This is a genomic window from Pseudomonas sp. 1912-s (assembly GCF_029269205.1).
Taxonomy (GTDB): Bacteria; Pseudomonadota; Gammaproteobacteria; order Pseudomonadales; family Pseudomonadaceae; genus Aquipseudomonas.
In genome coordinates, this window is sequence record NZ_JARIXR010000016.1 from 73712 (window position 1) to 95286 (window position 21575).

At 63.0% G+C, this 21575-nt stretch carries 24 protein-coding genes; 5 read left to right on the plus strand and 19 right to left on the minus strand.

What is annotated here, in order from left to right; all coding sequences use genetic code 11:
• Nucleotides 1-140: 140 nt before the first annotated feature.
• Nucleotides 141-1037 (minus strand): LysR family transcriptional regulator, encoded by an 897-nt coding sequence (locus P3C29_RS19930; protein WP_275965273.1) that lies wholly within the window; start codon nt 1035-1037, stop codon nt 141-143.
• 137 nt (nt 1038-1174) lie between these two features.
• Here P3C29_RS19930 and P3C29_RS19935 point away from each other — a divergent pair, with 137 nt between their 5' ends.
• Entirely contained in the window at nt 1175-2374 is a 1200-nt protein-coding gene (locus P3C29_RS19935) for an MFS transporter (protein WP_275965274.1), read from the plus strand.
• Nucleotides 2375-2559: 185 nt separating this feature from the next.
• Here P3C29_RS19935 and P3C29_RS19940 read toward each other — a convergent pair whose 3' ends face one another.
• From P3C29_RS19940 to ccmA, 10 genes are all read right to left on the minus strand, one after another.
• Complete coding sequence (locus P3C29_RS19940) at nt 2560-2952, minus strand: hypothetical protein (RefSeq protein ID WP_134327105.1); 393 nt, start codon at nt 2950-2952, stop codon at nt 2560-2562.
• 15 nt (nt 2953-2967) lie between these two features.
• Nucleotides 2968-4161, minus strand: coding sequence for a c-type cytochrome biogenesis protein CcmI (gene ccmI, locus P3C29_RS19945; protein WP_275965275.1), 1194 nt, complete (start codon nt 4159-4161; stop codon nt 2968-2970).
• Nucleotides 4154-4627 (minus strand): cytochrome c-type biogenesis protein, encoded by a 474-nt coding sequence (locus P3C29_RS19950; protein ID WP_275965276.1) that lies wholly within the window; start codon nt 4625-4627, stop codon nt 4154-4156. The genes ccmI and P3C29_RS19950 overlap by 8 nt, the downstream gene beginning before the upstream one ends.
• Nucleotides 4624-5160: a DsbE family thiol:disulfide interchange protein gene (locus P3C29_RS19955; RefSeq protein WP_010166147.1), complete on the minus strand. Its 537-nt coding sequence runs from the start codon at nt 5158-5160 to the stop codon at nt 4624-4626. The genes P3C29_RS19950 and P3C29_RS19955 overlap by 4 nt, the downstream gene beginning before the upstream one ends.
• Nucleotides 5157-7145: a heme lyase CcmF/NrfE family subunit gene (locus tag P3C29_RS19960; RefSeq protein ID WP_010166145.1), complete on the minus strand. Its 1989-nt coding sequence runs from the start codon at nt 7143-7145 to the stop codon at nt 5157-5159. Before P3C29_RS19960 ends, P3C29_RS19955 begins: the two co-directional genes overlap by 4 nt.
• Nucleotides 7146-7148: 3 nt before the next feature.
• The gene (ccmE, locus tag P3C29_RS19965; protein WP_008434786.1) at nt 7149-7604 is read right to left on the minus strand and encodes a cytochrome c maturation protein CcmE; all 456 of its coding nucleotides are present in this window, start codon (nt 7602-7604) and stop codon (nt 7149-7151) included.
• Nucleotides 7601-7777, minus strand: coding sequence for a heme exporter protein CcmD (gene ccmD, locus P3C29_RS19970; RefSeq protein WP_008434788.1), 177 nt, complete (start codon nt 7775-7777; stop codon nt 7601-7603). The genes ccmE and ccmD overlap by 4 nt, the downstream gene beginning before the upstream one ends.
• Nucleotides 7774-8529 (minus strand): heme ABC transporter permease, encoded by a 756-nt coding sequence (locus tag P3C29_RS19975; RefSeq protein WP_093207520.1) that lies wholly within the window; start codon nt 8527-8529, stop codon nt 7774-7776. Before P3C29_RS19975 ends, ccmD begins: the two co-directional genes overlap by 4 nt.
• An 82-nt stretch (nt 8530-8611) precedes the next feature.
• Complete coding sequence (gene ccmB / locus P3C29_RS19980) at nt 8612-9280, minus strand: heme exporter protein CcmB (protein ID WP_003210635.1); 669 nt, start codon at nt 9278-9280, stop codon at nt 8612-8614.
• Nucleotides 9277-9912, minus strand: coding sequence for a cytochrome c biogenesis heme-transporting ATPase CcmA (gene ccmA, locus P3C29_RS19985; RefSeq protein ID WP_201125018.1), 636 nt, complete (start codon nt 9910-9912; stop codon nt 9277-9279). The genes ccmB and ccmA overlap by 4 nt, the downstream gene beginning before the upstream one ends.
• Nucleotides 9913-10110: 198 nt before the next feature.
• On the opposite strand from ccmA, the gene P3C29_RS19990 reads away from it, so the two are divergent.
• The 4 genes from P3C29_RS19990 to P3C29_RS20005 all read left to right on the plus strand — a co-directional run bounded on the left by P3C29_RS19990 (nt 10111) and on the right by P3C29_RS20005 (nt 13737).
• Nucleotides 10111-11694, plus strand: a complete 1584-nt coding sequence (locus tag P3C29_RS19990) for a flagellar hook-length control protein FliK (RefSeq protein WP_275965277.1) — start codon at nt 10111-10113, stop codon at nt 11692-11694.
• Entirely contained in the window at nt 11691-12020 is a 330-nt protein-coding gene (locus tag P3C29_RS19995) for an EscU/YscU/HrcU family type III secretion system export apparatus switch protein (protein ID WP_168232867.1), read from the plus strand. The genes P3C29_RS19990 and P3C29_RS19995 overlap by 4 nt, the downstream gene beginning before the upstream one ends.
• A gap of 125 nt (nt 12021-12145) precedes the next feature.
• The gene (locus tag P3C29_RS20000) at nt 12146-12490 is read left to right on the plus strand and encodes a Rap1a/Tai family immunity protein (RefSeq protein WP_169385951.1); all 345 of its coding nucleotides are present in this window, start codon (nt 12146-12148) and stop codon (nt 12488-12490) included.
• An 83-nt stretch (nt 12491-12573) separates the two neighbouring features.
• On the plus strand, nt 12574-13737 hold the full coding sequence (locus P3C29_RS20005) for a hypothetical protein (protein ID WP_010166135.1): 1164 nt from the start codon (nt 12574-12576) through the stop codon (nt 13735-13737).
• Nucleotides 13738-13770: 33 nt separating this feature from the next.
• Here P3C29_RS20005 and P3C29_RS20010 read toward each other — a convergent pair whose 3' ends face one another.
• The 8 genes from P3C29_RS20010 to P3C29_RS20045 form a co-directional block, all read right to left on the minus strand.
• Complete coding sequence (locus tag P3C29_RS20010) at nt 13771-14166, minus strand: DUF2802 domain-containing protein (protein ID WP_275965278.1); 396 nt, start codon at nt 14164-14166, stop codon at nt 13771-13773.
• Nucleotides 14167-14652, minus strand: coding sequence for a chemotaxis protein CheW (locus P3C29_RS20015; RefSeq protein WP_003210641.1), 486 nt, complete (start codon nt 14650-14652; stop codon nt 14167-14169). It abuts the gene before it with no gap.
• Nucleotides 14653-14724: 72 nt separating this feature from the next.
• On the minus strand, nt 14725-15540 hold the full coding sequence (locus tag P3C29_RS20020; protein ID WP_275965279.1) for a CheW domain-containing protein: 816 nt from the start codon (nt 15538-15540) through the stop codon (nt 14725-14727).
• A 151-nt stretch (nt 15541-15691) separates the two neighbouring features.
• Nucleotides 15692-16480, minus strand: a complete 789-nt coding sequence (locus P3C29_RS20025) for a ParA family protein (RefSeq protein WP_003210643.1) — start codon at nt 16478-16480, stop codon at nt 15692-15694.
• A 51-nt stretch (nt 16481-16531) separates the two neighbouring features.
• Nucleotides 16532-17419 (minus strand): flagellar motor protein MotD, encoded by an 888-nt coding sequence (motD, locus tag P3C29_RS20030; protein WP_275965280.1) that lies wholly within the window; start codon nt 17417-17419, stop codon nt 16532-16534.
• Between the two features lie 15 nt (nt 17420-17434).
• Entirely contained in the window at nt 17435-18175 is a 741-nt protein-coding gene (locus P3C29_RS20035) for a flagellar motor protein (protein ID WP_010166125.1), read from the minus strand.
• Nucleotides 18175-19302 carry a chemotaxis response regulator protein-glutamate methylesterase gene (locus tag P3C29_RS20040; RefSeq protein WP_275965281.1) on the minus strand — a complete coding sequence of 376 codons (1128 nt, stop codon included), beginning with the start codon at nt 19300-19302 and terminating at the stop codon, nt 18175-18177. Before P3C29_RS20040 ends, P3C29_RS20035 begins: the two co-directional genes overlap by 1 nt.
• A gap of 49 nt (nt 19303-19351) precedes the next feature.
• Complete coding sequence (locus tag P3C29_RS20045) at nt 19352-21574, minus strand: chemotaxis protein CheA (protein WP_275965282.1); 2223 nt, start codon at nt 21572-21574, stop codon at nt 19352-19354.
• Between the last annotated feature and the right edge of the window lies 1 nt (nt 21575).

The window sequence follows — 21575 nt, forward strand, 5'->3', positions numbered from 1 at the left end:
CTGTGGTGAGCGGGCTTGCCCCGCGCTGGGCTGCGAAGCAGCCCCATCAATCTGTAGTGAACCCGACGGGGGACAAGCCCCCTCACCACAGCAAGCCAGCTCCCACATTTTGATATTCATCAGGTTCAAATTCGTCGGTGTTATTGGGCGGTGCGCGCTCGCAACCGCGGCATCACAAAATCCAGAAACGCTCGCAGCTTCAGCGGCAACGGCGACTGCCCTTTGTGCACCAGGCTAATGGGCAGCTGCGCCGACTCGAACGCTTCAAGCACCACCGCCAGTGCCTCTTCCCGCACCGCATCCGCCACTTGATACGACAGCACTCGAATGACCCCAACCCCCAGCGTCGCCGCCGCAATCGCCGCTTCTGCGGTGTTCACCGACAACCGCGAATGCACCGGCACCGAGACTCCGGTTTTACCCGCGCCAAACCCCCACGCCCCTTGCGACGCCAGCACTTCAAAGGTGATGCAGTCATGCCCTGCCAAGTCCTGAGGCTCAGCCGGAACGCCGCGAGCGGCCAGGTAAGCCGGGCTGGCACACACCACGCGCCGCACCGCGCCCACTTGCATGGCCTTGAGCGAGCTGTCGGGCAGCTCGCCAATCCGCACCGCCACGTCGCAGTGTTCTTCCATCAGGTGCACGACGCGGTCGGTGAGGATCAGATTGATGTCGATCTCCGGGTACTGCGCCAGGAATTCCGCCACCACCGGCACGATGTGCAGCCGTCCGAATACCACAGGCGCGGTGACCACCAACTCGCCCCGAGGCTGGGAATATTCCCCAGTGGCCGCGCGCTCGGCCTCGCTGATGTCTTCAAGAATGCGCCGGCACGCGTCGAGGTAGGAGGCGCCGGCATCGGTCAACGACAGCTGGCGCGTGGTGCGGTGCAGCAGGCGGGTCTTCAGGTGCGTTTCCAGTTCGGCCACCTTGCGGCTGACGCTGGCCAGCGGCATGTCGAGGCGCCGCGCCGCAGCGGTCAGGCTGCCCGCATCAACCACGGCAACGAAGATGGACATGGATTCAAGGCGGTTCATGGCAACCTATCAAATTCTGGAAGGATGATTCCAAATCCTAGGGGATTATCCTGCCAAGCGCGAGTGCGTAACGTTGGCCACTCATCTCCGTCCCCCGGAGACCTGCATTGAAGGAGAGCGCCGTGAGTGGCCAGCCGATGACATCCCAACCTTCCACAGCGCCTGCGGTCGCGCCGCGCGGCAAGATCATCATGATGGCGGTGATCGCCGGCGCGGTGATCACCAATATTTACTGTACCCAGCCGATTTTGCCGTTGATTGCCTCGGACTTGGGCGTGGACGTGCCCACCGTCGACCTGGTGGCCGGTTCCGCCCTGCTGGGGTTTGCCACCGGTCTCGCGTTGCTGTTGCCGATGGGCGACCGCTTTGACCGGCGCAAGCTGGTGCTGGGGCAGATCGCGCTGGGGTTCTGTTTCGCCCTGGCGGCGGCGTTTTCAGCGGGCATCTGGGCGCTGATCGCGGCGTCTTTTGGCTTGGGGATTGTGAGCTGTGTGCCGCAGCAACTGGTGCCGTTCGCGGCGGTGATGTCGCAGCCTCATGAACGTGGGCGCAACGTGGGCACGGTGGTCAGCGGGATCATGGTCGGCATTCTGCTCGGGCGCACGATCGCCGGCGTGGTCGGTGAGGCTTATGGCTGGCGGGCGGTGTACGCGATGGAAGCGGCCTTCATGATCCCGGTATGGATCGCCGCTGCCAGGTTGCTGCCACGGGGCGTGCCGAGCACGAACCTGTCCTACCCTCGCCTGCTGGCCTCGCTGTGGCCGCTGATGCGCGACAACAGCCCGATCCGCCAATCAATGATGGTGCAGGCGTTGTTGTGGGCTTGCTTCAATGCGTTCTGGGTGAACCTGGCGGCGTTGCTGGCCCACGGGCCGTGGCAGTTGGGCAGCGCGTGGGCCGGCGGTTTCGGGATCATCGGGGCGGCGGGTGCGCTGGCGGCATCACTCGGTGGACGGGCGTCGGACCGGTTGGGTTCGCGCAAGGTGATTGGGGCGAGTATCGGGATTGTGACCTTGGCGTTCCTGCTGCTGGCGGGCGCGCAAACCTCGATTATCTGGCTGGTGCTGGGGGTGATCGTGCTGGATATCGGCGTGCAGTCGGGGTTGGTGTCTAATCAGACCCGGGCGTTTGCGGTAGACCCGAAAGCTCAGGGCCGCATCAATAGTTTGTACATGACGGCGACGTTTTTTGGCGGTGCGGTGGGGGCCACGGTCAGCGGCTGGTTGATGGCGCGGTTGGGCTGGATGGGGATTGTGGAGTTTGGGGTGATGCTGGGGGTGATTGCGGGGGTGATCCATTGGATCAGCGCGCCGAGGCAGACTGAGGAGCTGGCGTAATTTCAAATCAAACGAGATTCAAAATGTGGGAGCGGGCTTGCTCGCGAATGCAGTGTATCAGTGCCGGATTTGTTGGCTGACACACCGTATTCGCGAGCAAGCCCGCTCCCACATTTGAGCTTTGTTGTTGGGTGGACTGTATTCCAAACCAGCCATGAAAAAGGCGACCCGAAGGTCGCCTTTTCTTATTGCGCGTATTGCTTGCTCAACCCCGGCGGTACGCCATGGACGTCGGTCTCTTCCCAAGGCCCGTTCGGGCTGATGGACCGGCTCCAGCCGTTGCTCCAGCGGTAGTACGTGCGCTGGCGATAGAACGTATCCGGCTGCTCGTCCAGCACGTACACCTGCATCTTCCCGTCCCAGTGGCTGGCCGCACCCGGTGGCGGTGCGAAGGTCGGCGAAGAGCTCGGCACCGGCTTCGACGGTTTGATCACCGGGCCGGAAGGCTGGGTGCTCGGCTGGGTCGACGGCCCGGTGGGCGGGATGGTCGGCCCGGTAGGCGACGGTGGCCGATGGACCGCACAAGCACTCAGCCCCAATACCAGGCTGAGCAGGGTGATACGTGCAATGGCGGTCATGGGCATTTCCTCGAATTATTTATCCGGACTGTCGATGGTCAGCTGCTGCAACGCAGTGGTACTGCTGGCCAAGGGTTGGCTGCGGCCGATCCACTCGCCAGCGGTGGGAACACCTGCCCGGGATATGCGCGCAACCAGTTGGACTTCGGGAAAGTTGGACAGTTTCAACTGCGGCATCATCGCGTCGGCATCGCCCAGTTCGACGGTGATTGGCAGGTCGGCCACGGTCACGCGCTTGGCTGCCAAAGGCGCCGGCGGGCCTTTGACGGCGCGGGCGAAGATGAACACGCTGTCGGTCGGCAAGGCCTTGGCCTTCACGTCCGCCGCCAAATCCACGCGCACTTGCATCTGCTTTTGTGCCTTCACGGGTGCCACGGTACCGCCGCTCTCTTTGAGCTTCTCGGCGGCCCGGTCGATCCCGCCTTGCAGCGCGGCACGGGAGTTGTCTTCCGGCGGCAGTTGCGCCAGCAGGCGGTTCCAGTAGTCGATTGCCTCCTGGTACCGCTGGCCTTCAAAGGCCGCGATGCCCAGCAGACCGAGGCTGGTGACTTCTTTCGGGTCGAGTTTCAGGGCTTCGTCGGTCAAGGCCTGGACCTTGGGCGACCACTGTTTGTTGTCGGCAAAGTACTGGGCCTGGGCCCACTGCCCGAGCAACTCCGGCTGGCGACCGGCCAGGGCCACGGTGCGTTCGAAGACTTTCGCTGCGTCGGCCGAGCGGTCCTGGGCCATGTAGGCACGGCCGAGGAAGTACAGGCCTTCCGGCGAGTCCGGTTGGGCCACTGCGGCGCGCTCCAGACGGCGGGTCATGTCTTCCATGGACACCGGCGGCTGGGAGAATTCACGGGTCAGTTCGACCTTGTCGCTGGCACCGTAATGCAGGTACAGCGCCACACCCAACACCGGCACCAGAAACGCAGCCAGAAACGGCAGCGGTTTGCCGAGGCGCGACTCCCGAGGCTTTTCGACCCCTTCGGTGTCCGCCAACAGCTCACGGGCCGCTTCAGCACGACCGCTGTCCAGTTGGGCCGCATCCAGCACGCCTTCGGACTGCTGGGTTTGCAGTTCCGCCACACGTTCTTGATACAGCGCCACGTTCAGCGCGGTGCGATCCTCTTCACGCTGGGCACGACGGCCGCGTAACACCGGGATCAGCAGGAAACTCAAGGCAATCAGAAGCAGCAGACCGGCTGCGAGCCAGAAATCAATCATCAGTTTTTTTGTCCAGCAGTTGGTCGAGGCGTTGACGCTCATCGACGGAAAGCGCGTCCGAACCATCGGCCGGGGCGACACGACGGCGGCGCACAATCACCGCCATGACTACGACGCCAGCGAGCAACAGCCCGGCGGGGCCGAACCACAGCAGCGCGGTCTTGCCGGTGAGCGCCGGCTTGTAGCGCACGAAGTCACCGTAGCGGTCGACCATGAAGTCGATGATCTGCTGATTGTCCTTGCCCTCGCCGAGCATGCGGAAAATCTCTTTACGCAGGTCGGCAGCAATCGGCGCGTTGGAGTCGGCAATGTCCTGGTTCTGGCACTTGGGGCACCGCAGTTCCTTGGTCAGCTCGCGAAAACGCTCGCGGTCCCCGTCCTTGGCAAATTCGTAGGTGTCGATGGCGGCGTGAGCCACGCCGACCATGCTCAAGCCCAATACAGCRGCGGCTAACCAACGCTTCATGGCTTGGCCTCATCCACCAGCGCCTGGTACTTGGCGGCCAGTTGCTCGCGCCACACCACTTCGTCGATCACGCCCACGTACTTGTCGCGGATCACGCCCTTGGCGTCGATGAAGAAGGTTTCCGGGGCGCCGTACACGCCGAGGTTCAGGCCGAGGTTGCCGTCTTCGTCGCGGATATCCAGCTGGTACGGGTTGTGGAATTCTGCCAGCCACTTCAAGGCGGCAGCGTTGTCGTCCTTGTAGTTGATGCCGTAGATCACCACGCCGTTCTCGGCCAGCTTGTTCAGCACCGGGTGCTCGACGCGGCAGGAAATGCACCAGGTGCCCCACACGTTGACCAGAGCCGGTTTGCCCTGCAAATCCGCTTGGGTCAGGGTTTTGTCGCCCTGTACGGTCGGCAGCGAAAACGCCGGGAACGGCTTGCCGATCATCGCCGAGGGCAGCTCGGCCGGGTCCAGGTACAGCCCACGATACAGAAACACCGCCACCACCAGAAACGCCGCCAGCGGTAACACCATCAACCAACGCTTCATACCGCTGCTCCTTGCAGGCCGAGGGCTTCACGCACCCGGCTCTTGACCTTGACCCGATAACGCCGGTCTGTCGCGGCCAGCAAACCACCGAAACCTGTGAGCAGGCCGCCGAACCAGATCCAGCGCACAAACGGTTTGACGTGGACCCGCACGGCCCAGGCGCCATCGCCCAGGGGTTCACCCAGGGCGACGTAGAGGTCACGGGTGAAACCGGCGTCGATCCCGGCTTCGGTCATCATCGAGCTTTGTACGGTGTACAGACGTTTTTCCGGGTGCAGCACCGCGATTTCCTTGCCGTTGCGCACGACGCGTACGGTGCCCTTGTCAGACGTGAAGTTGGGGCCTTCGAAGTGCTTGGCGCCTTCGAAAATGAAGTGGTAACCGGCCAGGTCCATGGACTCGCCCGGCGCCAGACGCAGGTCGCGCTCGGCGCTGTTCTGGCTGGACAACACCACGCCCAGGGCGCACACGGCGATGCCAATGTGCGCGACCTGCATGCCCCAGTAGCTGCGGGTCATGGTAGGCAGGCCCTTGATCAGGCCTTTGTGACGGGTCTTGTCGATCAGGTCGCGCACGCCGGCCAGCAATACCCAGGCGGCGAGCATGAAGGTGGCGAGCACGGCCCAGTTGAAGTCGCCGTAGGCAATCCCGGCGATCACCGCCAGCGCGGCGCTGCCCAGCAGCACCGGAGTCAGCATGCCCACCAGCCATTTCACCGGGGTGTCTTTCCAGCGCACCAGCACACCCACCGCCATCACCACCATCAACAATGCCATCAACGGGATGAACAGTGCGTTGAAGTACGGCGGGCCGACGGACAGCTTGGCGCCGCTCAGGGCATCCAGCACCAACGGGTACAGGGTGCCGAGCAGGATCATCGAGGCCGCCACCACCAGCACCAGGTTATTGCCCAGCAGCAAGGTTTCCCGGGACCAGAGGTTGAAGCCGACGTGGCTCTTGACCACAGGCGCGCGCAACGCAAACAGCGTCAGCGAGCCGCCGACCACAAACAGCAGGAAGATCAGGATGAACACGCCGCGCTCCGGGTCGGAGGCAAACGCGTGAACCGAGGTCAGCACGCCGGAACGCACCAGGAACGTACCCAGCAGGCTCAGGGAGAACGCGGCGATGGCCAGCAACACGGTCCAGCTCTTGAACACGCCGCGTTTTTCCGTGACCGCCAGCGAGTGAATCAGCGCCGTGCCCACCAGCCAGGGCATGAAGGAGGCGTTTTCCACCGGGTCCCAGAACCACCAGCCGCCCCAGCCGAGTTCGTAGTAGGCCCACCACGAGCCCAGGGTGATGCCGATGCCGAGGAACGCCCAGGCGACGATGGTCCAGGGTCGCGACCAGCGCGCCCAGGCCGCATCAAGACGCCCACCGAGCAACGCGGCGATGGCAAACGCGAAGGCTACCGAGAACCCTACATACCCCATGTAGAGCATCGGCGGGTGCACGATCAGGCCAATGTCTTGCAGCAGCGGGTTGAGGTCATGGCCGTCTACCGGGATCTGCGGCAGGATGCGGGTGAACGGGTTGGAGGTCATGATCAGGAACAGCAGGAAACCAATGCTGATCATGCCCATCACCGCCAGCACCCGGGCCAGCATCACTTGCGGCAACTGGCGGGAGAAGATCGATACGGCAAAGGTCCAGCCGCCGAGGATCAATGCCCACAGCAACAACGACCCTTCGTGGGCACCCCAGACGGCGCTGAACTTGTAGTACCAGGGCAAGGCGCTGTTGGAGTTATTGGCGACGTAGGCGACGGAAAAGTCGTCGGTCATGAAGGCGTAGGTCAGGCAACCGAAGGCGAACACCAGAAAGGCGAACTGGCCCCAGGCGGCCGGCTGGGCCAGGCTCATCCACAGACGGTCACCGCGCCAGGCGCCCAGCAGCGGGACCACGGCCTGGACGATGGCAAAGCACAGGGCGAGGATCATCGCCAACTGGCCCAACTCCGGAATAAACAATGCGGACGTCATGACTTAGCCCTCCTTGGCAGGGGTCGGGGCGGATTGGCCGCTGTCTTTGAGGGCCTTGGTGACTTCCGGCGGCATGTATTTTTCATCGTGCTTGGCCAGCACTTCATCGGCCACCACCACGCCGTCGGCGTTGAGCTTGCCGAGGGCGACGATGCCCTGCCCTTCGCGGAACAGGTCCGGGAGGATGCCGCGGTAGGTGATGGTCACGGACTTGTTGAAGTCGGTGACGATGAATTTGACGTCCAGGGAGTCGCCGGAACGTTGCAGCGAGCCCTTCTCGACCATGCCACCGGCACGGATTCGTGTGTCCAGCGGCGCTTCGCCGTTGGCGATCTGGGTCGGGGTGTAGAACAGGTTGATGTTCTCCCGCAGGGCGCTCAGGGCCAGGGTCACGGCAATGCCGACACCGGCCATGATGGCCAGGATGATCAACAGACGCTTTCTACGCAGCGGATTCACTTTTCGGTCTCCCGGCGCAAACGACGCGCCTCTTGTTGCAGGTAACGCTTGCGGGCCAAGATCGGCGCGGCGACGTTGAGGGCCAGCACCGCCAGGCAAATGCCATAGGCCGTCCAGACGTACAGGGCGTGATGGCCCATGGCGAGAAAATCACTGAAAGAGTTGAAGCTCATCCACGTGCTCCCAGGCTGTTTTGCACTTCGGCCTTGACCCAACTGGTGCGGGCTTCACGCTTGAGCACTTCAAGGCGCATGCGCAGCAGCAGCACGGCGCCGAAGAAGCAGTAGAACCCCAGCACCATCAGCAGCAGCGGCGCCCACATTTCCACGGGCATGGCCGGCTTTTCGGTGAGGGTGAAGGTGGCGCCCTGGTGCAGGGTGTTCCACCACTCCACCGAGTATTTGATGATCGGGATGTTGATCACGCCGACGATCGCCAGCACGGCGCAGGCCTTGGCGGCGCTGTCACGGTTGCTGATGGCGTTGCCCAGGGCGATCAGGCCGAAATACAGGAACAGCAGGATCAGCATCGAGGTGAGGCGCGCGTCCCAGACCCACCACGAACCCCAGGTCGGCTTGCCCCAGATCGCACCGGTGACCAGCGCCACCGCAGTCATCCAGGCACCGATGGGCGCGGCGCATTGCAGGGCCACGTCCGCCAGTTTCATCTTCCACACCAGGCCGACGACGCCGCACACCGCCAGCATCACATAGCAGGACTGGGCCAGCATCGCGGCGGGAACGTGGATATAAATGATGCGAAAGCTGTTGCCTTGCTGGTAATCCGGCGGCGCGAAGGCCAGGCCCCAGACCAGGCCGATGCCGATCAGCAATACAGCGGCGATGCTCAACCACGGCAGCAGTTTGCCACTGATGCCGTAAAACCATTTGGGCGAGCCGAGCTTGTGAAACCAGGTCCAGTTCATGCTGTTTCCATCACGGTTGCTTCTCGTCAATGCGAGGAGCTTAGGGTCTTTACTGACTAAGACAACGCTTGGTCAGACCTCATTATTCGCCGACGCTGATCTTCAGGCCAGCCGCTATAGCAAAGGGTGTCAGGGTTACCGCCAGGGCGGCCAGGCTGCCAAGCCACAGGAGGTAACCGGTCGCCGGCATGCCCTGGAGCGCGGCTTGCAACGCGCCGCTGCCCAGGATCAACACCGGGATGTACAAAGGCAAAATCAGCAGGGCCAGCAACAGGCCGCCGCGCTTCAAACCCACTGTCAGCGCCGCACCCACGGCGCCCAGTAGACTGAGAACCGGCGTGCCAAGCAACAAGGAAAGGAGCAACACCGGCAGGCACTCGGTGGGCAACCCCAGCATCATCGCCAGCAGCGGCGCGAGCAATACCAGCGCCAGGCCGGAAAACGCCCAGTGTGCCAGTACCTTGGCCAATACCAGAAGTGGCAGGGGGTGCGACGAAAGGACCCACTGTTCAAGGGAACCGTCTTCAAAATCACTGCGAAACAGCCCGTCCAGCGAGAGCAGGACCGACAAAAGCGCCGCTACCCAGACCAGTCCCGGAGACAAGGTTTGCAACAGTTTAGTCTCGGGGCCGACCGCCAACGGGAACAGCGCGATCACAATCGCGAAGAACACCAGCGGGTTGGCCAGTTCGGCCGGGCGGCGACAGAGTAACCGCGCTTCGCGGGCGACCAACAGGGCAAATACACTCATACCGACCACCGGCCCAGATCGAGGTCGCGGTAACCGGCGGGCATGCGCGCCAGCGTGTGGTGGGTGGTGAGGACGACCATGCCGCCCTGCTCGCAGTGGGCCGCCAGGTGTGCTTCCAGCTGGGCGACGCCTTGTTTGTCGAGGGCGGTGAAGGGCTCGTCGAGAATCCACAACGGCGGCCCGTCGAGGTACAAACGGGCCAGGGCCACGCGGCGCTGCTGGCCGGCGGACAGGGTGTGGCAGGGAACGTCTTCGAAGCCCTTCAGGCCGACAGCGGCGAGGGCCTGCCAGATGGCCTCGCGGCTTGCTGGATGATGCAGGGCGCTGAGCCAGCTGAGGTTTTCTTCGGCGGTGAGCACGTCCTTGATCCCGGCGGCGTGGCCGATCCAGATCAGGTTGCGGGCCAGTTCCGTGCGCTGCTCGTTCAGCGGTTTGCCGTTGAGCCGCACTTCGCCCGCCGTCGGCTGCATCAGCCCGGCCAGCAGGCGCAACAGGCTGGTCTTGCCGCTGCCGTTGGGCCCGCTGACCTGCACCATGTCGCCGCCCGCCAGACGCAGTTCGAGGTGTTCGAACAGCATCCGCAGGTCACGTTCACAGGCGAGCGCTACGGCTTCTAGAAGAGGGCTGGTCAAGAGATCGCGGGCCTTTACGGTTCAAGTCGGCGGTGGAACGGCCGTTAAAGAGATGCACATTAACTGCTTTGGCGACCGTTTTTAGAGAGCTGGATCAATCAGTTGTGTTGTTTTTAACGCTCTCTTTGAAGACGGGCGGCATTATACATGTGATGCCCTACTCTAAAGAGGGCAATTTCCCTTGAGACGGCGCGCACGATGACCGGTGAGATCACTCTTCCAACACTTCCCCCGACGCCTCCGGCCGGGCCTGCCCCTGCGCCGGCGACGGGTGAGCTGCTGAAACTGCTGGAGCCGCAGACCGGCCTGATCGACCCTGGAAAAACCGTGAACGCCGAGGTCCTGGCGCTTAAACAGGGTGGTGATGCGTTTCAGTTGCTGCTCAAGCTGACCCTGGAAGGTGGCCGGCAAACCCTGGTGCAGGCCAGCAGCAGCCAGCCGCTGCCGCTGGGTACCCAGGTGGAAGTCAGCCAGACGCCGTCGGGCAATTTGTCCATCAGCCTGCAGCAGGCGCTGAGTTCCAGCGTGGCCGCGCTGACGCGCATCGATACCAGCCAATTGCCGGTGGGCACCCTGCTGCAAGGCAAGGTGCTGACCACCCAGGCACTGCCCCAGGGCGCCAACCAGCCAGTGGTGTATCGCTCGCTGGTGTCAGTCCTCAATAACGTCCTCAGCGGCGCGACCCTGACCGTCGAAAGCCCGCAACCGTTGCGCATCGGCAGCCTGCTCAGCGCCGTGGTGCAAAGTGCGCAAACCCTGAGTTTTGTGCCGCTGAGCGGTCTCAAGGACCAACTGGCCGTGGCCCAGCAACTTTCCACCCAGCAAAGCCGCCAGGGTTCGCTGGACGTGGTGTTCACCGCACTGCAAAGCCTGCCCGCGACCAGCAGCGACAGCACCTCGGTCGACCTGCGCGCCGCCGCCGCGCGTTTGCTGGCAGCCCTGCCCGACCTGGCCCAGGTGAGCAATCCCAAGGTGCTGGCCCAAATCATCCAGAACAGCGGGACGTTTCTCGAAGCCAAGTTGCTGGCAGGACAAAACCCACAGATACCGCCACTGGACATGAAAGGCGCCCTGCTGCGCCTCGTCGCCGACCTGATGCCTGCCCTGCCCGCCAGCACCAACCTCAACGCAGTCCTGGCGGCCAACACCCTGGCGCAGATGCTCCCCAGCTTCGTGCGCAGCCCGCTGGGTACCCTCGGCCAGGTCGGCGCCCGACAAACCCCCGCTGGTTTTCCGTTGCCGGATCGGCTGATGCAACGCCTGGAAGGTGAAAGCGACCTGGAAAACCTGCTGCGCCTGGCCGCCGGGGCCATTTCGCGCCTGCAAAGCCATCAGCTGTCTAGCCTGGAACAGACCGGCACCACTGCCGACGGCAAGCTCTTGACCACCTGGCAGTTGGAGATCCCGATGCGCACCTTGCAGGACATCGTGCCGTTGCAGGTCAAGTTCCAGCGGGAAGAACCGGCCCCCGACAAGGAACAGCCGGAACGCAAGGACAGCAAAGACCCCAAACACATGCTCTGGCGCGTGGAAATGGCCCTCGACATGGAGCCGCTGGGCCCGCTGCAGGTCCAGGCCCAATTGAGCCAGGGCAAACTCTCCAGCCAACTGTGGGCAACCCGACCCTACACGGCCAGCCTGATCGAAAGCCACCTGGGCAGCCTGCGCGAACGCCTGGTGTCGTCGGGGCTCAACGTCGGCGACCTGGACTGCCACCTCGGCACGCCGCCACGGGGCCCGAAAACCGGGCTGGAACAACGCTGGGTGGATGAAACCGCATGAAAAACCCCAACCCGCCGCGCCAGGCCATTGCCCTCAAATACGACGGCCAGCAAGCGCCGACCCTGACCGCCAAGGGCGACGACGCCCTGGCGGAAGCCATCCTGAAGCTGGCCCGGGAAAATGAAGTACCGATTTATGAAAATGCCGAGCTGGTCAAATTACTGGCGCGCATGGAATTGGGCGACAGCATCCCGGAAGAGTTGTACCGCACCATCGCCGAGATCATTGCGTTTGCCTGGACGCTGAAGGGCAAGTTCCCGGTGGGATACGACCCGGATGCGGGGCCGGTGGAGCGGGATGTGACGGAAAGAGGCGACGATTATTAATGTGGGAGCGGGCTTGATTTGCCCACATTAAGCCGTAACAACTGGGAATTAATCTGTCGCGACCCCTTAATCCCGGAGCACGGCAGTTGAAACGGACTTCAATCCTGGTAGCACTGAGTCTCTGTGTGTTTTCCCTGACGGCAACGGCCAGCAACGAGGCCCATGAATACCTTGCGGCCTGTCGCGAAGCCAGGGAAATGTCGCCGGATGCGCCACCTTCCTACCCGTCAGCCTATTGCCTTGGCATCACCACGGGCGTGCTGAGAACACTGGAATACCTGGACGAATTCACCCCCAGAAACCGCCGCCTTTGCCTGCCGGAAAGCTTGGAGCCAGGGCGTTTGGTCGATAGGGTTCTGGCGTACAGCAAGAAATACCCTGCGGCAGAGCGAGGCGGCACGGCCCGGCTGGTCAGGGGTGCAATTACCGAACATTATCCTTGCCCAAAGAAAGGCACCAACTCGCTATAGCGGGAAGCCGCAGCCGCTGATGTATAGCAATTATATCTTTCAAGGTATAGATTATCTCGAACCCGATAGTTCAGGATAACGTCATGAGCCCGACCCGCCCGATCCTCAGTCGAAAGCTACTCGCCGAAGCCCTCGCCCGTGATTTGGCGGGCGAGTCATTTGCCGATTACAGCTCCGGCATGTTCCTCGCGGCCCCTCGCCGCACGGGCAAGAGCACGTTCCTGCGCAACGACCTCATCCCTGAATGCAAGGCGCGCGGCTGGCTGCCGGTTTACGTGGACCTTTGGATGAACCGCGAAATCGACCCCGCCGCGCTGATTTCCGGCGCCATCGGCAAAGCCCTGGGCGAATTCGAAAGCGCCGTGAGCAAAGCGGCCAAGAAAGCCGGTATCGACAAGATCAGCCTGCTGCGCACCCTGAGTTGGGATTTCACCAAGCCTCAACTGCCCGCCGGCACGACGCTTAGCCACGCCCTGGACGTGCTGCACCAGGTCTCGGGACAAATGATCGTGCTGATCGTGGACGAGGCCCAGCATGCCCTCAACAGCGAAAATGGCGTGAACGCGATGTTTGCCCTCAAGGCTGCACGGGATCATCTCAACGGCGGCAGCACGGCAGACGGCCTGCGCCTGGTGTTCACCGGGTCCAGCCGGGACAAACTGGCCAACCTGGTACTCAAGAGCAAACAACCCTTCTTTGGCGCCCACATCACGCCGTTCCCGCTGCTGAGCCGGGATTATGTCGAGTTCGTGACGGACCTGTGGAACCAGCGCCTGGCCGCGACCAACCAGTTCAACCTTGAGGATATGGACTACGCGTTCCAGCTCGTTGGCCGACGCCCGGAAATGCTCAACACACTATTGACCGAAGTGAGCGTGGGCCTGGGTGAGGCCAGCAACCTTGGCGAGTTGCTGAGGACTGGGGCACTCAATCACCAGGCGGGAATCTGGAGCGACTACGAGAGCGCCTACAACGACCTCTCCCCCCTGCAACAGGCGGTGCTGGAGGTGATGGGCGAAAGAACCCTGGGCAAGCAAGCGTTCTCGCCTTTTGCGGAAAAAACCTTCCAGGACGTCAACAGCAAGTTGGAGTTGGCCCAGGCTGAGCCGAACGCCAGCACGCCAAACGTTCAGAAAGCCCTGGAGGTGTTGCGGGAGAAGGAGTTGGTCTGGAAAGCCAATCGTGGCGAGTACGCCCTGGAAGACTCAACCATGGCTGAATGGCTGAGCAAACGGCATCAGTTATAAGCTGCAAGCGAGCCCGCTTGCAGCCCGTCACCGTCAACTGCTCTTGTACAACTTGCTCATCAACTGCGCCTCAGCCTGGGTCAAGCCGCAGGACTGGGTCAGCTCATCCACCGTGGCGCCCATGCCCACCAGCTTCGCCGCCTGGGCGAAGGACAGGCTCGACGGGTCGCGCTGCTCCAGTGCCGACAGTTTGTCCGGCAACGGTGCGAGCACCGAACGCAGCTCATGCACTTCGTCACCCACACGCACGGCGCTCTGCTGGAAGTGGTCGACCCGCTTGACCAGTTCCAGAATGCGCCGGTCGCGCGCGGCTTCGCGTGCGACCTGTTGAGTGGCCACCTCCCGTTGCTGGCGCACATAGCGCAGCAGGAAGCCCAGGGTCCCGGCCCACAGGATGGCCAGGACGATCACCGCTACCTCAAGGAACAATCAGATATTCTCCAGGTCCTGCCACTCTTCTTCGCTCATCATCTTGTCCAGCTCAACCAGAATCAGCAGTTCGCCGTTCTTGTTGCAGACACCCTGGATGAACTTGGCCGATTCTTCGTTGCCGACGTTCGGCGCGGTCTCGACTTCAGATTGGCGCAGGTAAACCACTTCCGCCACGCTGTCGACCATGATTCCGACCACTTGCTTGTCGGCTTCAATAATCACAATGCGGGTGTTGTCGTTGACTTCGGTCGGCACCAGGCCAAAACGCTGGCGGGTGTCGATCACGGTCACCACATTGCCGCGCAGGTTGATGATGCCCAGCACGTAGCTCGGGGCACCCGGGACCGGAGCGATCTCGGTGTAGCGCAGCACTTCCTGCACACGCATCACGTTGATGCCGTAGGACTCGTTGTCCAGCTTGAAGGTGACCCATTGCAGGATTGGATCATCCACCAGACCTTGTGCGGACACTGACTTGTTCATACTCCAGACCCCTTCAAATACCGTTGGTTACGGTGTGTGTTCTTGGGCAGCGCCAGCGCGCTGCGCTTGTTATCAAGTGCGTTTGTTGAGCGGCATATCTTTTACCGCGCCGCTGGCAATCAACTCCGCCAATTCGGCGACATCCAGCAACGCGCACATGTGTTCGATCACGGTGCCCGCCAGCCATGGCCGCTGGCCCCGGTGGCTGCGCCATTTGATTTCGTTGGGGTCCAGGCGCAGCGAGCGGCTGACTTGATGCACCGCCAGCCCCCACTCATAGCCCTGGACCGAAATAACGTACTGCAGGCCCTGGCGGAAATCGTCGCGGTAACGGTCGGGCATCACCCAGCGCGCGGTGTCGAGTACCTTCAAGTTGCCCTGCTGGCTCGGCAGGATCCCGAGGAACCACTCCGGCTGGCCGAACAGCGGCGTCAACTCCTGGCCCTCCAGGGAGTAGATCGAACCCAGACACACCAGCGGCACCGCCAGGGTCAGCCCGGCAACGTCGAACAGCAAGCATTCGAACGGCTCGGCGGCCCACGCCGGCCGGCCATCGCCCTGTACCGGCGGCGGCGTGATGCTCGGCGGGAGGTGAACCTCAACCACCGGTTCCACCACTGCGGGTGCGACCACGACCGGCGCGACGGGCACGGGCACGGGCACAGCAACCGGTGCAGGCTCCGCCACGGGCACCACCAACGCATCGCGGGCCTGTTCTTCCAGGACCGCCAACTGAAACTCGTCCAGAGCCGCCGGCTCAGGCTCGATGACTTCATCGAGGATCAGAATCGGTTCCGGCATGTCCTCGGTGGCGTCCTGGAGCAAGGCGTCCAGATAGGACTCCAGCGCCAATTGCGGCCGGGTCTTGAAATCAACGGGACGGTTCATCTGTATGCCCACGCGCAAGCCCCATCAACCCTGTATTCAGAGGTTATCGGCCTGTGGGTGTCCGGACTTGAATCGGGAGCCGGTTTTGTCAGGAAAACCGCGGCGTCTGCATCGCTGGCAAGCCAGGCTCCTACAGGGCTGTCTATGGTCATCACGCCACCTGCGCCACAAGTTGCTGGGACAGCAGATGCTTGAGCAACGCCCGGTAGGCCAGTACGCCACGGCTCTTGCCGTCGAATTGCGACGGTGTAAGCCCGGCCCGGCTCGCATCCCGCAGGCGCGTGTCCACCGGGATGTAGCCTTGCCAGATGGTGTCCGGATAGGCGTCACGCAAGACACGCAAGGTGCCGAGGGATGCCTGGGTACGCCGGTCAAACAGGGTCGGCACGATGCTGAACGGCAGCGCCTGTTTGCGCGAGCGGTTGATCATCGCCAGGGTGCTGACCATGCGTTCCAGGCCTTTGACGGCCAGGTGCTCGGTCTGCACCGGGATCACCAACTGCTGGCTCGCAGCGAGGGCGTTGACCATCAGCACGCCCAGCAACGGCGGGCTGTCGATGATGGCGTAGTCGAAGTCCTGCCACAGCTGCGCCAGGGTCTTGGCGATCACCAGCCCCAGGCCGCTTTGCCCCGGCGACTGACGCTCAAGGGTGGCCAGGGCGGTGCTGGACGGCAACAGCGAGATCTTTTCATTGCTGGTGGGCAGCAACAGTTGGCCCGGCAAATCGGCCGGCACGCTGCCCTTGTGCAGGAACAGGTCGTAGCAACTGTGTTCCAGCGCATCCGGGTCATAGCCGAAATAGCTGGTCATGGAGCCGTGGGGGTCCAGGTCGACCACGACCACGCGCTTGCCGGCCTCGGCCAGCAAGCCGGCCAAGGCGATGGAGGTGGTGGTTTTACCGACACCACCCTTTTGATTGGCAACTGCCCAGACTCTCATTCGGATTGTTCCTCCCGGCAGGCACAGGCTCGACCGAGAAATTGCATGGGGTTATAGAGCCGGTGACGGAGAATTGACGGCATTCCCGCGAACCGGCGCCTTTACGGGCGCTGGTGCAGTTTGTGTGCCAGCCCGCTTCAAGGCGGCATCCGGTGTTGCATTGGCAGTGCCGGTACCGGTCAGGCTGCGGCGCACATCCAGGTTACGCGACACCACCAGCACCACCCGACGGTTGCGTGCGCGGCCTTCCGCCGTGGCGTTATTGGCCACCGGCTGGAACTCGCCGTACCCCACCGACGCCAGGCGCCCGGGGTTCACGCCCTGCATCGCCAGCATTCGCACAATACTCGCGGCGCGGGCCGAAGACAGCTCCCAGTTGGTCGGGTACTGCGCGGTACTGATCGGCAGGTTGTCGGTAAAGCCTTCAACGTGGACCGGGTTTTCAAACGGCTTCAGGATCGCCGCCACCTTGTCGATGATGGTGAACGCCTGGTCGCTGGGCATCGCATCGGCGCTGGCGAACAACAGGCTGGAATTAAGCTCGATTTCCACCCACAGCTCATTGCCGCGTACGGTCATCTGATTGGAGGCGATCAAATCACCAAAGGCCGCGCTGATGTCATCGGCGATGCTTTTCAGCGGGTCGCTGGTGCCACCGATGCCGGCGGCAGTTTCATCGCTGTCGTTGACCAGCGGCTTGGCCGGGGTCACGGTCTTGGGGCGTTCTTCGCCGATCGGAATCGGCTTGAGGGCGCGGTCGGCGTCGTTGAACACACCGATCAGCGCCTGGGAAATGACTTTGTACTTGCCTTCGTTGATCGAGGAAATGGAGTACATCACCACAAAAAACGCGAACAGCAGCGTAATGAAGTCGGCGTAGGACACCAGCCAGCGTTCATGGTTGACGTGTTCTTCAGGCTCGCGGCGGCGACGGCTCACAACAGATACCTCCCATCAATCCATGAAGCCCTGGAGCTTCAATTCGATGGAGCGCGGGTTTTCACCCTCGGCAATCGAGAGGATGCCTTCCAGCAACATCTCGCGATAACGCGACTGGCGCATGGCGATGGACTTGAGCTTGCTGGCCACCGGCAACAACACCAGGTTGGCACTGGCCACGCCGTAGATGGTGGCGACGAACGCCACAGCAATCCCGCTGCCCAGTTGCGACGGATCGGCCAGGTTGCCCATCACGTGGATCAGGCCCATCACCGCACCGATGATGCCGATGGTCGGCGCGTAGCCGCCCATGCTTTCAAAGACTTTGGCGGCGTTGATGTCGCGGCTTTCCTGGGTGTAGAAATCCACCTCCAGGATGCTGCGGATCGCTTCCGGCTCGGCGCCGTCCACCAGCAATTGCAGGCCTTTGCGCGCGTAGCTGTCAGGCTCGGCATCGGCCACGCCTTCCAGGCCCAGCAAGCCTTCCTTGCGCGCCGTGAGGCTCCAGTTGACCACGCGGTCGATGCCGCCCGGCAGGTCGACCCGCGGCGGGAAGATGATCCAGATGAGGATCTGCATGGCACGCTTGAACGAACTCATGGGCGACTGCAACAACGCTGCGCCCACGGTGCCGCCGATCACGATCAACGCTGCCGGGCCGTTGGCCAGCGCGCCCAGGTGGCCGCCTTCGAGGTAGTTGCCGCCGATAATCGCGACAAACGCCATGATGATGCCAATCAGGCTCAAGACATCCATTAGAGGCAGGCCTCCACCAGGTGCTTGCCGATGTCGTCCAGGCTGTAGACGGCGTCCGCCAGGTCGGCTTTGACGATCGCCATGGGCATGCCATAGATCACGCAGCTGGCTTCATCCTGGGCCCAGATGGCGCTGCCGCCCTGCTTGAGCAGGCGCGCGCCTTCACGGCCGTCGGCGCCCATGCCGGTCAACACCACCGCCAGAACTTTGTCGCCGTAGGACTTGGCCGCCGAACCGAAGGTGATATCCACACACGGTTTGTAGTTCAGGCGTTCGTCACCCGGCAGGATTTTGATCGCGCCACGGCCGTCGACCATCATCTGCTTGCCGCCAGGGGCCAGCAGCGCCAGGCCCGGACGCAGAATGTCGCCATCCTCGGCTTCCTTGACGCTGATGCGGCACAGCTTGTCCAGGCGCTCGGCGAAGGCCTTGGTGAACGCGGCAGGCATGTGCTGGATCAACACGATCGGCGCCGGGAAGTTGGCCGGCAGTTGGGTCAACACCCGCTGCAAAGCCACCGGGCCACCCGTGGACGTACCGATGGCCACCAGCTTGTAGGCTTTGCGCTTGGGCGCAGGCGAATGCGCAGTGGGCGCAGCCGGACGCACAGGGGCGACGGCCGGACGCGCAACCGGCGCAGGTGCCGGGCGACCGAAGGTGCTCGGGGCGGCCGGTGGCGGCGTAACCGGTGCCGGCGCCGGCGCCGGCGCACTGAACAGGCTGCGGCGGTTACTGCGGGAGATGCTGTGCACCTTCTCGCAGAGCATCTGCTTGACCTTCTCGGGGTTGCGCGAGATGTCTTCGAAATTCTTCGGCAGAAAGTCCACCGCACCGGCATCCAGCGCATCCAGGGTCACCCGGGCGCCTTCGTGGGTCAGCGAGGAGAACATCAACACCGGCGTCGGGCAGCGCTGCATGATGTGCCGCACCGCCGTGATGCCGTCCATCATCGGCATCTCGTAGTCCATGGTGATCACGTCCGGCTTGAGGGCCAGGGCCTGATCGATCGCCTCTTTGCCGTTGGTGGCCGTGCCGACCACCTGGATATTGGAATCCGATGAAAGAATTTCCGAGACGCGGCGGCGGAAGAAACCCGAATCGTCCACCACCAGGACCTTGACTACCATAAACACTCCGTTAGGCCGGGCGAGGGACAACCGCCCTGCCCGGGCCGAATCAAATACGCCGTGCGGCGTAACGCTTGAGCATGCTCGGAACATCGAGAATCAGCGCGATCCGACCGTCACCGGTAATGGTCGCGCCCGACATGCCCGGGGTTCCCTGCAGCATTTTGCCCAAAGGCTTGATGACCACTTCTTCCTGACCCACCAGTTGATCGACGACAAAGCCGATACGCTGGGTGCCCACGGAGAGAATCACCACATGGCCTTCGCGCTGCTCTTCATGCTTGGCCGAGGCCACCAGCCAGCGCTTGAGGTAGAACAGTGGCAACGCCTTGTCGCGCACGATCACCACTTCCTGGCCGTCCACCACGTTGGTGCGCGACAGGTCGAGGTGGAAGATTTCGTTGACGTTGACCAGCGGGAAGGCGAAGGCCTGGTTGCCCAGCATCACCATCAGGGTCGGCATGATCGCCAGGGTCAACGGCACCTTGATGACGATCTTCGAGCCCTGGCCCTTGGTCGAGTAGATGTTGATCGAGCCGTTGAGCTGGCTGATCTTGGTCTTCACCACGTCCATGCCCACGCCACGGCCCGACACGTCGGAAATCTCGGTCTTGGTGGAGAAGCCCGGGGCGAAGATCAGGTTGTAGCACTCGGTATCGGTCAGGCGGTCGGCGGCGTCCTTGTCCATCACGCCACGCTTGACGGCGATGTTGCGCAGTACCGTCGGGTCCATGCCCTTGCCGTCATCAGTGATCGACAGCAGGATGTGGTCGCCTTCCTGTTCGGCCGCCAGAATCACTTTGCCCTGGCGACTTTTGCCCGAGGCTTCGCGTTCTTCCGGCGTCTCGACGCCGTGGTCGACGGCGTTGCGCACCAAGTGGACCAGCGGGTCGGCCAGAGCCTCGACAAGGTTTTTGTCGAGGTCGGTTTCTTCACCCACCAGTTCCAGGTTGATCTCTTTCTTGAGCTGGCGTGCCAGGTCGCGAACCAGGCGCGGGAAGCGCCCGAAGACTTTCTTGATCGGCTGCATCCGGGTCTTCATCACCGCGGTTTGCAGGTCGGCGGTGACCACATCGAGGTTGGACACGGCCTTTTGCATGGCCTCGTCGCCGCTGTTCAGGCCCAGGCGCACCAGGCGGTTACGCACCAGCACCAGTTCGCCCACCATGTTCATGATGTCGTCCAGGCGCGCGGTATCAACCCGCACGGTGGTTTCGGCTTCACTGGCCGGTTGCTTGTCCGGGGCCGGGGCGGCAGCCGCACGAGCGGGCGCAGGTGCAGCCGTCGGTGCAGGCTTGGCAGCCACGGGCGCAGCGGCCTTGGCGGCCACCGGAGCCGGCGTTGCCACCGCAGCGGCGGCCGCAGCAGCCGGTGCAGCAGTGCCGACGGCTTCGGTGAACTTGCCCTTGCCGTGCAGTTCATCCAGCAGGGCTTCGAACTCGTGATCGGAGATCAGGCCATCGCCAGCCGGTGCAGCGGCAGCGGCGGGTGCTGCAGGTGCAGCGGCCGTTGCAGCGACTTCGGGCAGTGCATCGGCGGCAAACGAGCCTTTGCCGTGCAACTGGTCCAGCAGCGCTTCAAATTCGTCGTCGGTGATTTCATTGCTGGCAGGCGCCGCGGCTTCCGTTGGCGCTGGCGCTGCGGCCACCGCGTCCGGGGCAAACTGGCCCTTGCCGTGCAACTGGTCGAGCAATGACTCGAACTCGGCGTCGGTAATGTCTTCAGTGGTCGGCACCATGGCCGGCGCACTGGCCGCTGGAGCCTCGGCTTCGGCCTTGACGGCGTTCAGCGAGTCCAGCAGTTGTTCAAATTCGCTGTCGGTGACGTCGCCCGCAGGCTCGGCGACAGGCTCAGCCACCGCTTCAACGACCGGTGCATTGGCCGCAGGTTCTGCCAGGCGCGCCAGGGCGGCCAGCAGTTCCGGCGTGGCCGCAGTGATCGGTGCACGTTCGCGCACTTCACTGAACATGCCGTTGACCGCGTCCAGTGCTTCCAGAATCACGTCCATCAGTTCCGAGTCGACGTGACGCTCACCCTTGCGCAGGATGTCGAACACGTTCTCGGCGATGTGACAGCACTCCACCAGCTCGTGGAGCTGGAGGAAGCCGGCGCCCCCTTTTACAGTGTGAAAACCGCGAAAAATTGCATTGAGCAGGTTCGCATCATCCGGTCGGCTTTCCAGCTCGACCAGCTGTTCGGACAGTTGCTCTAAAATTTCGCCGGCCTCTACAAGGAAATCCTGAAGGATTTCTTCATCGGCGCCGAAGCTCATG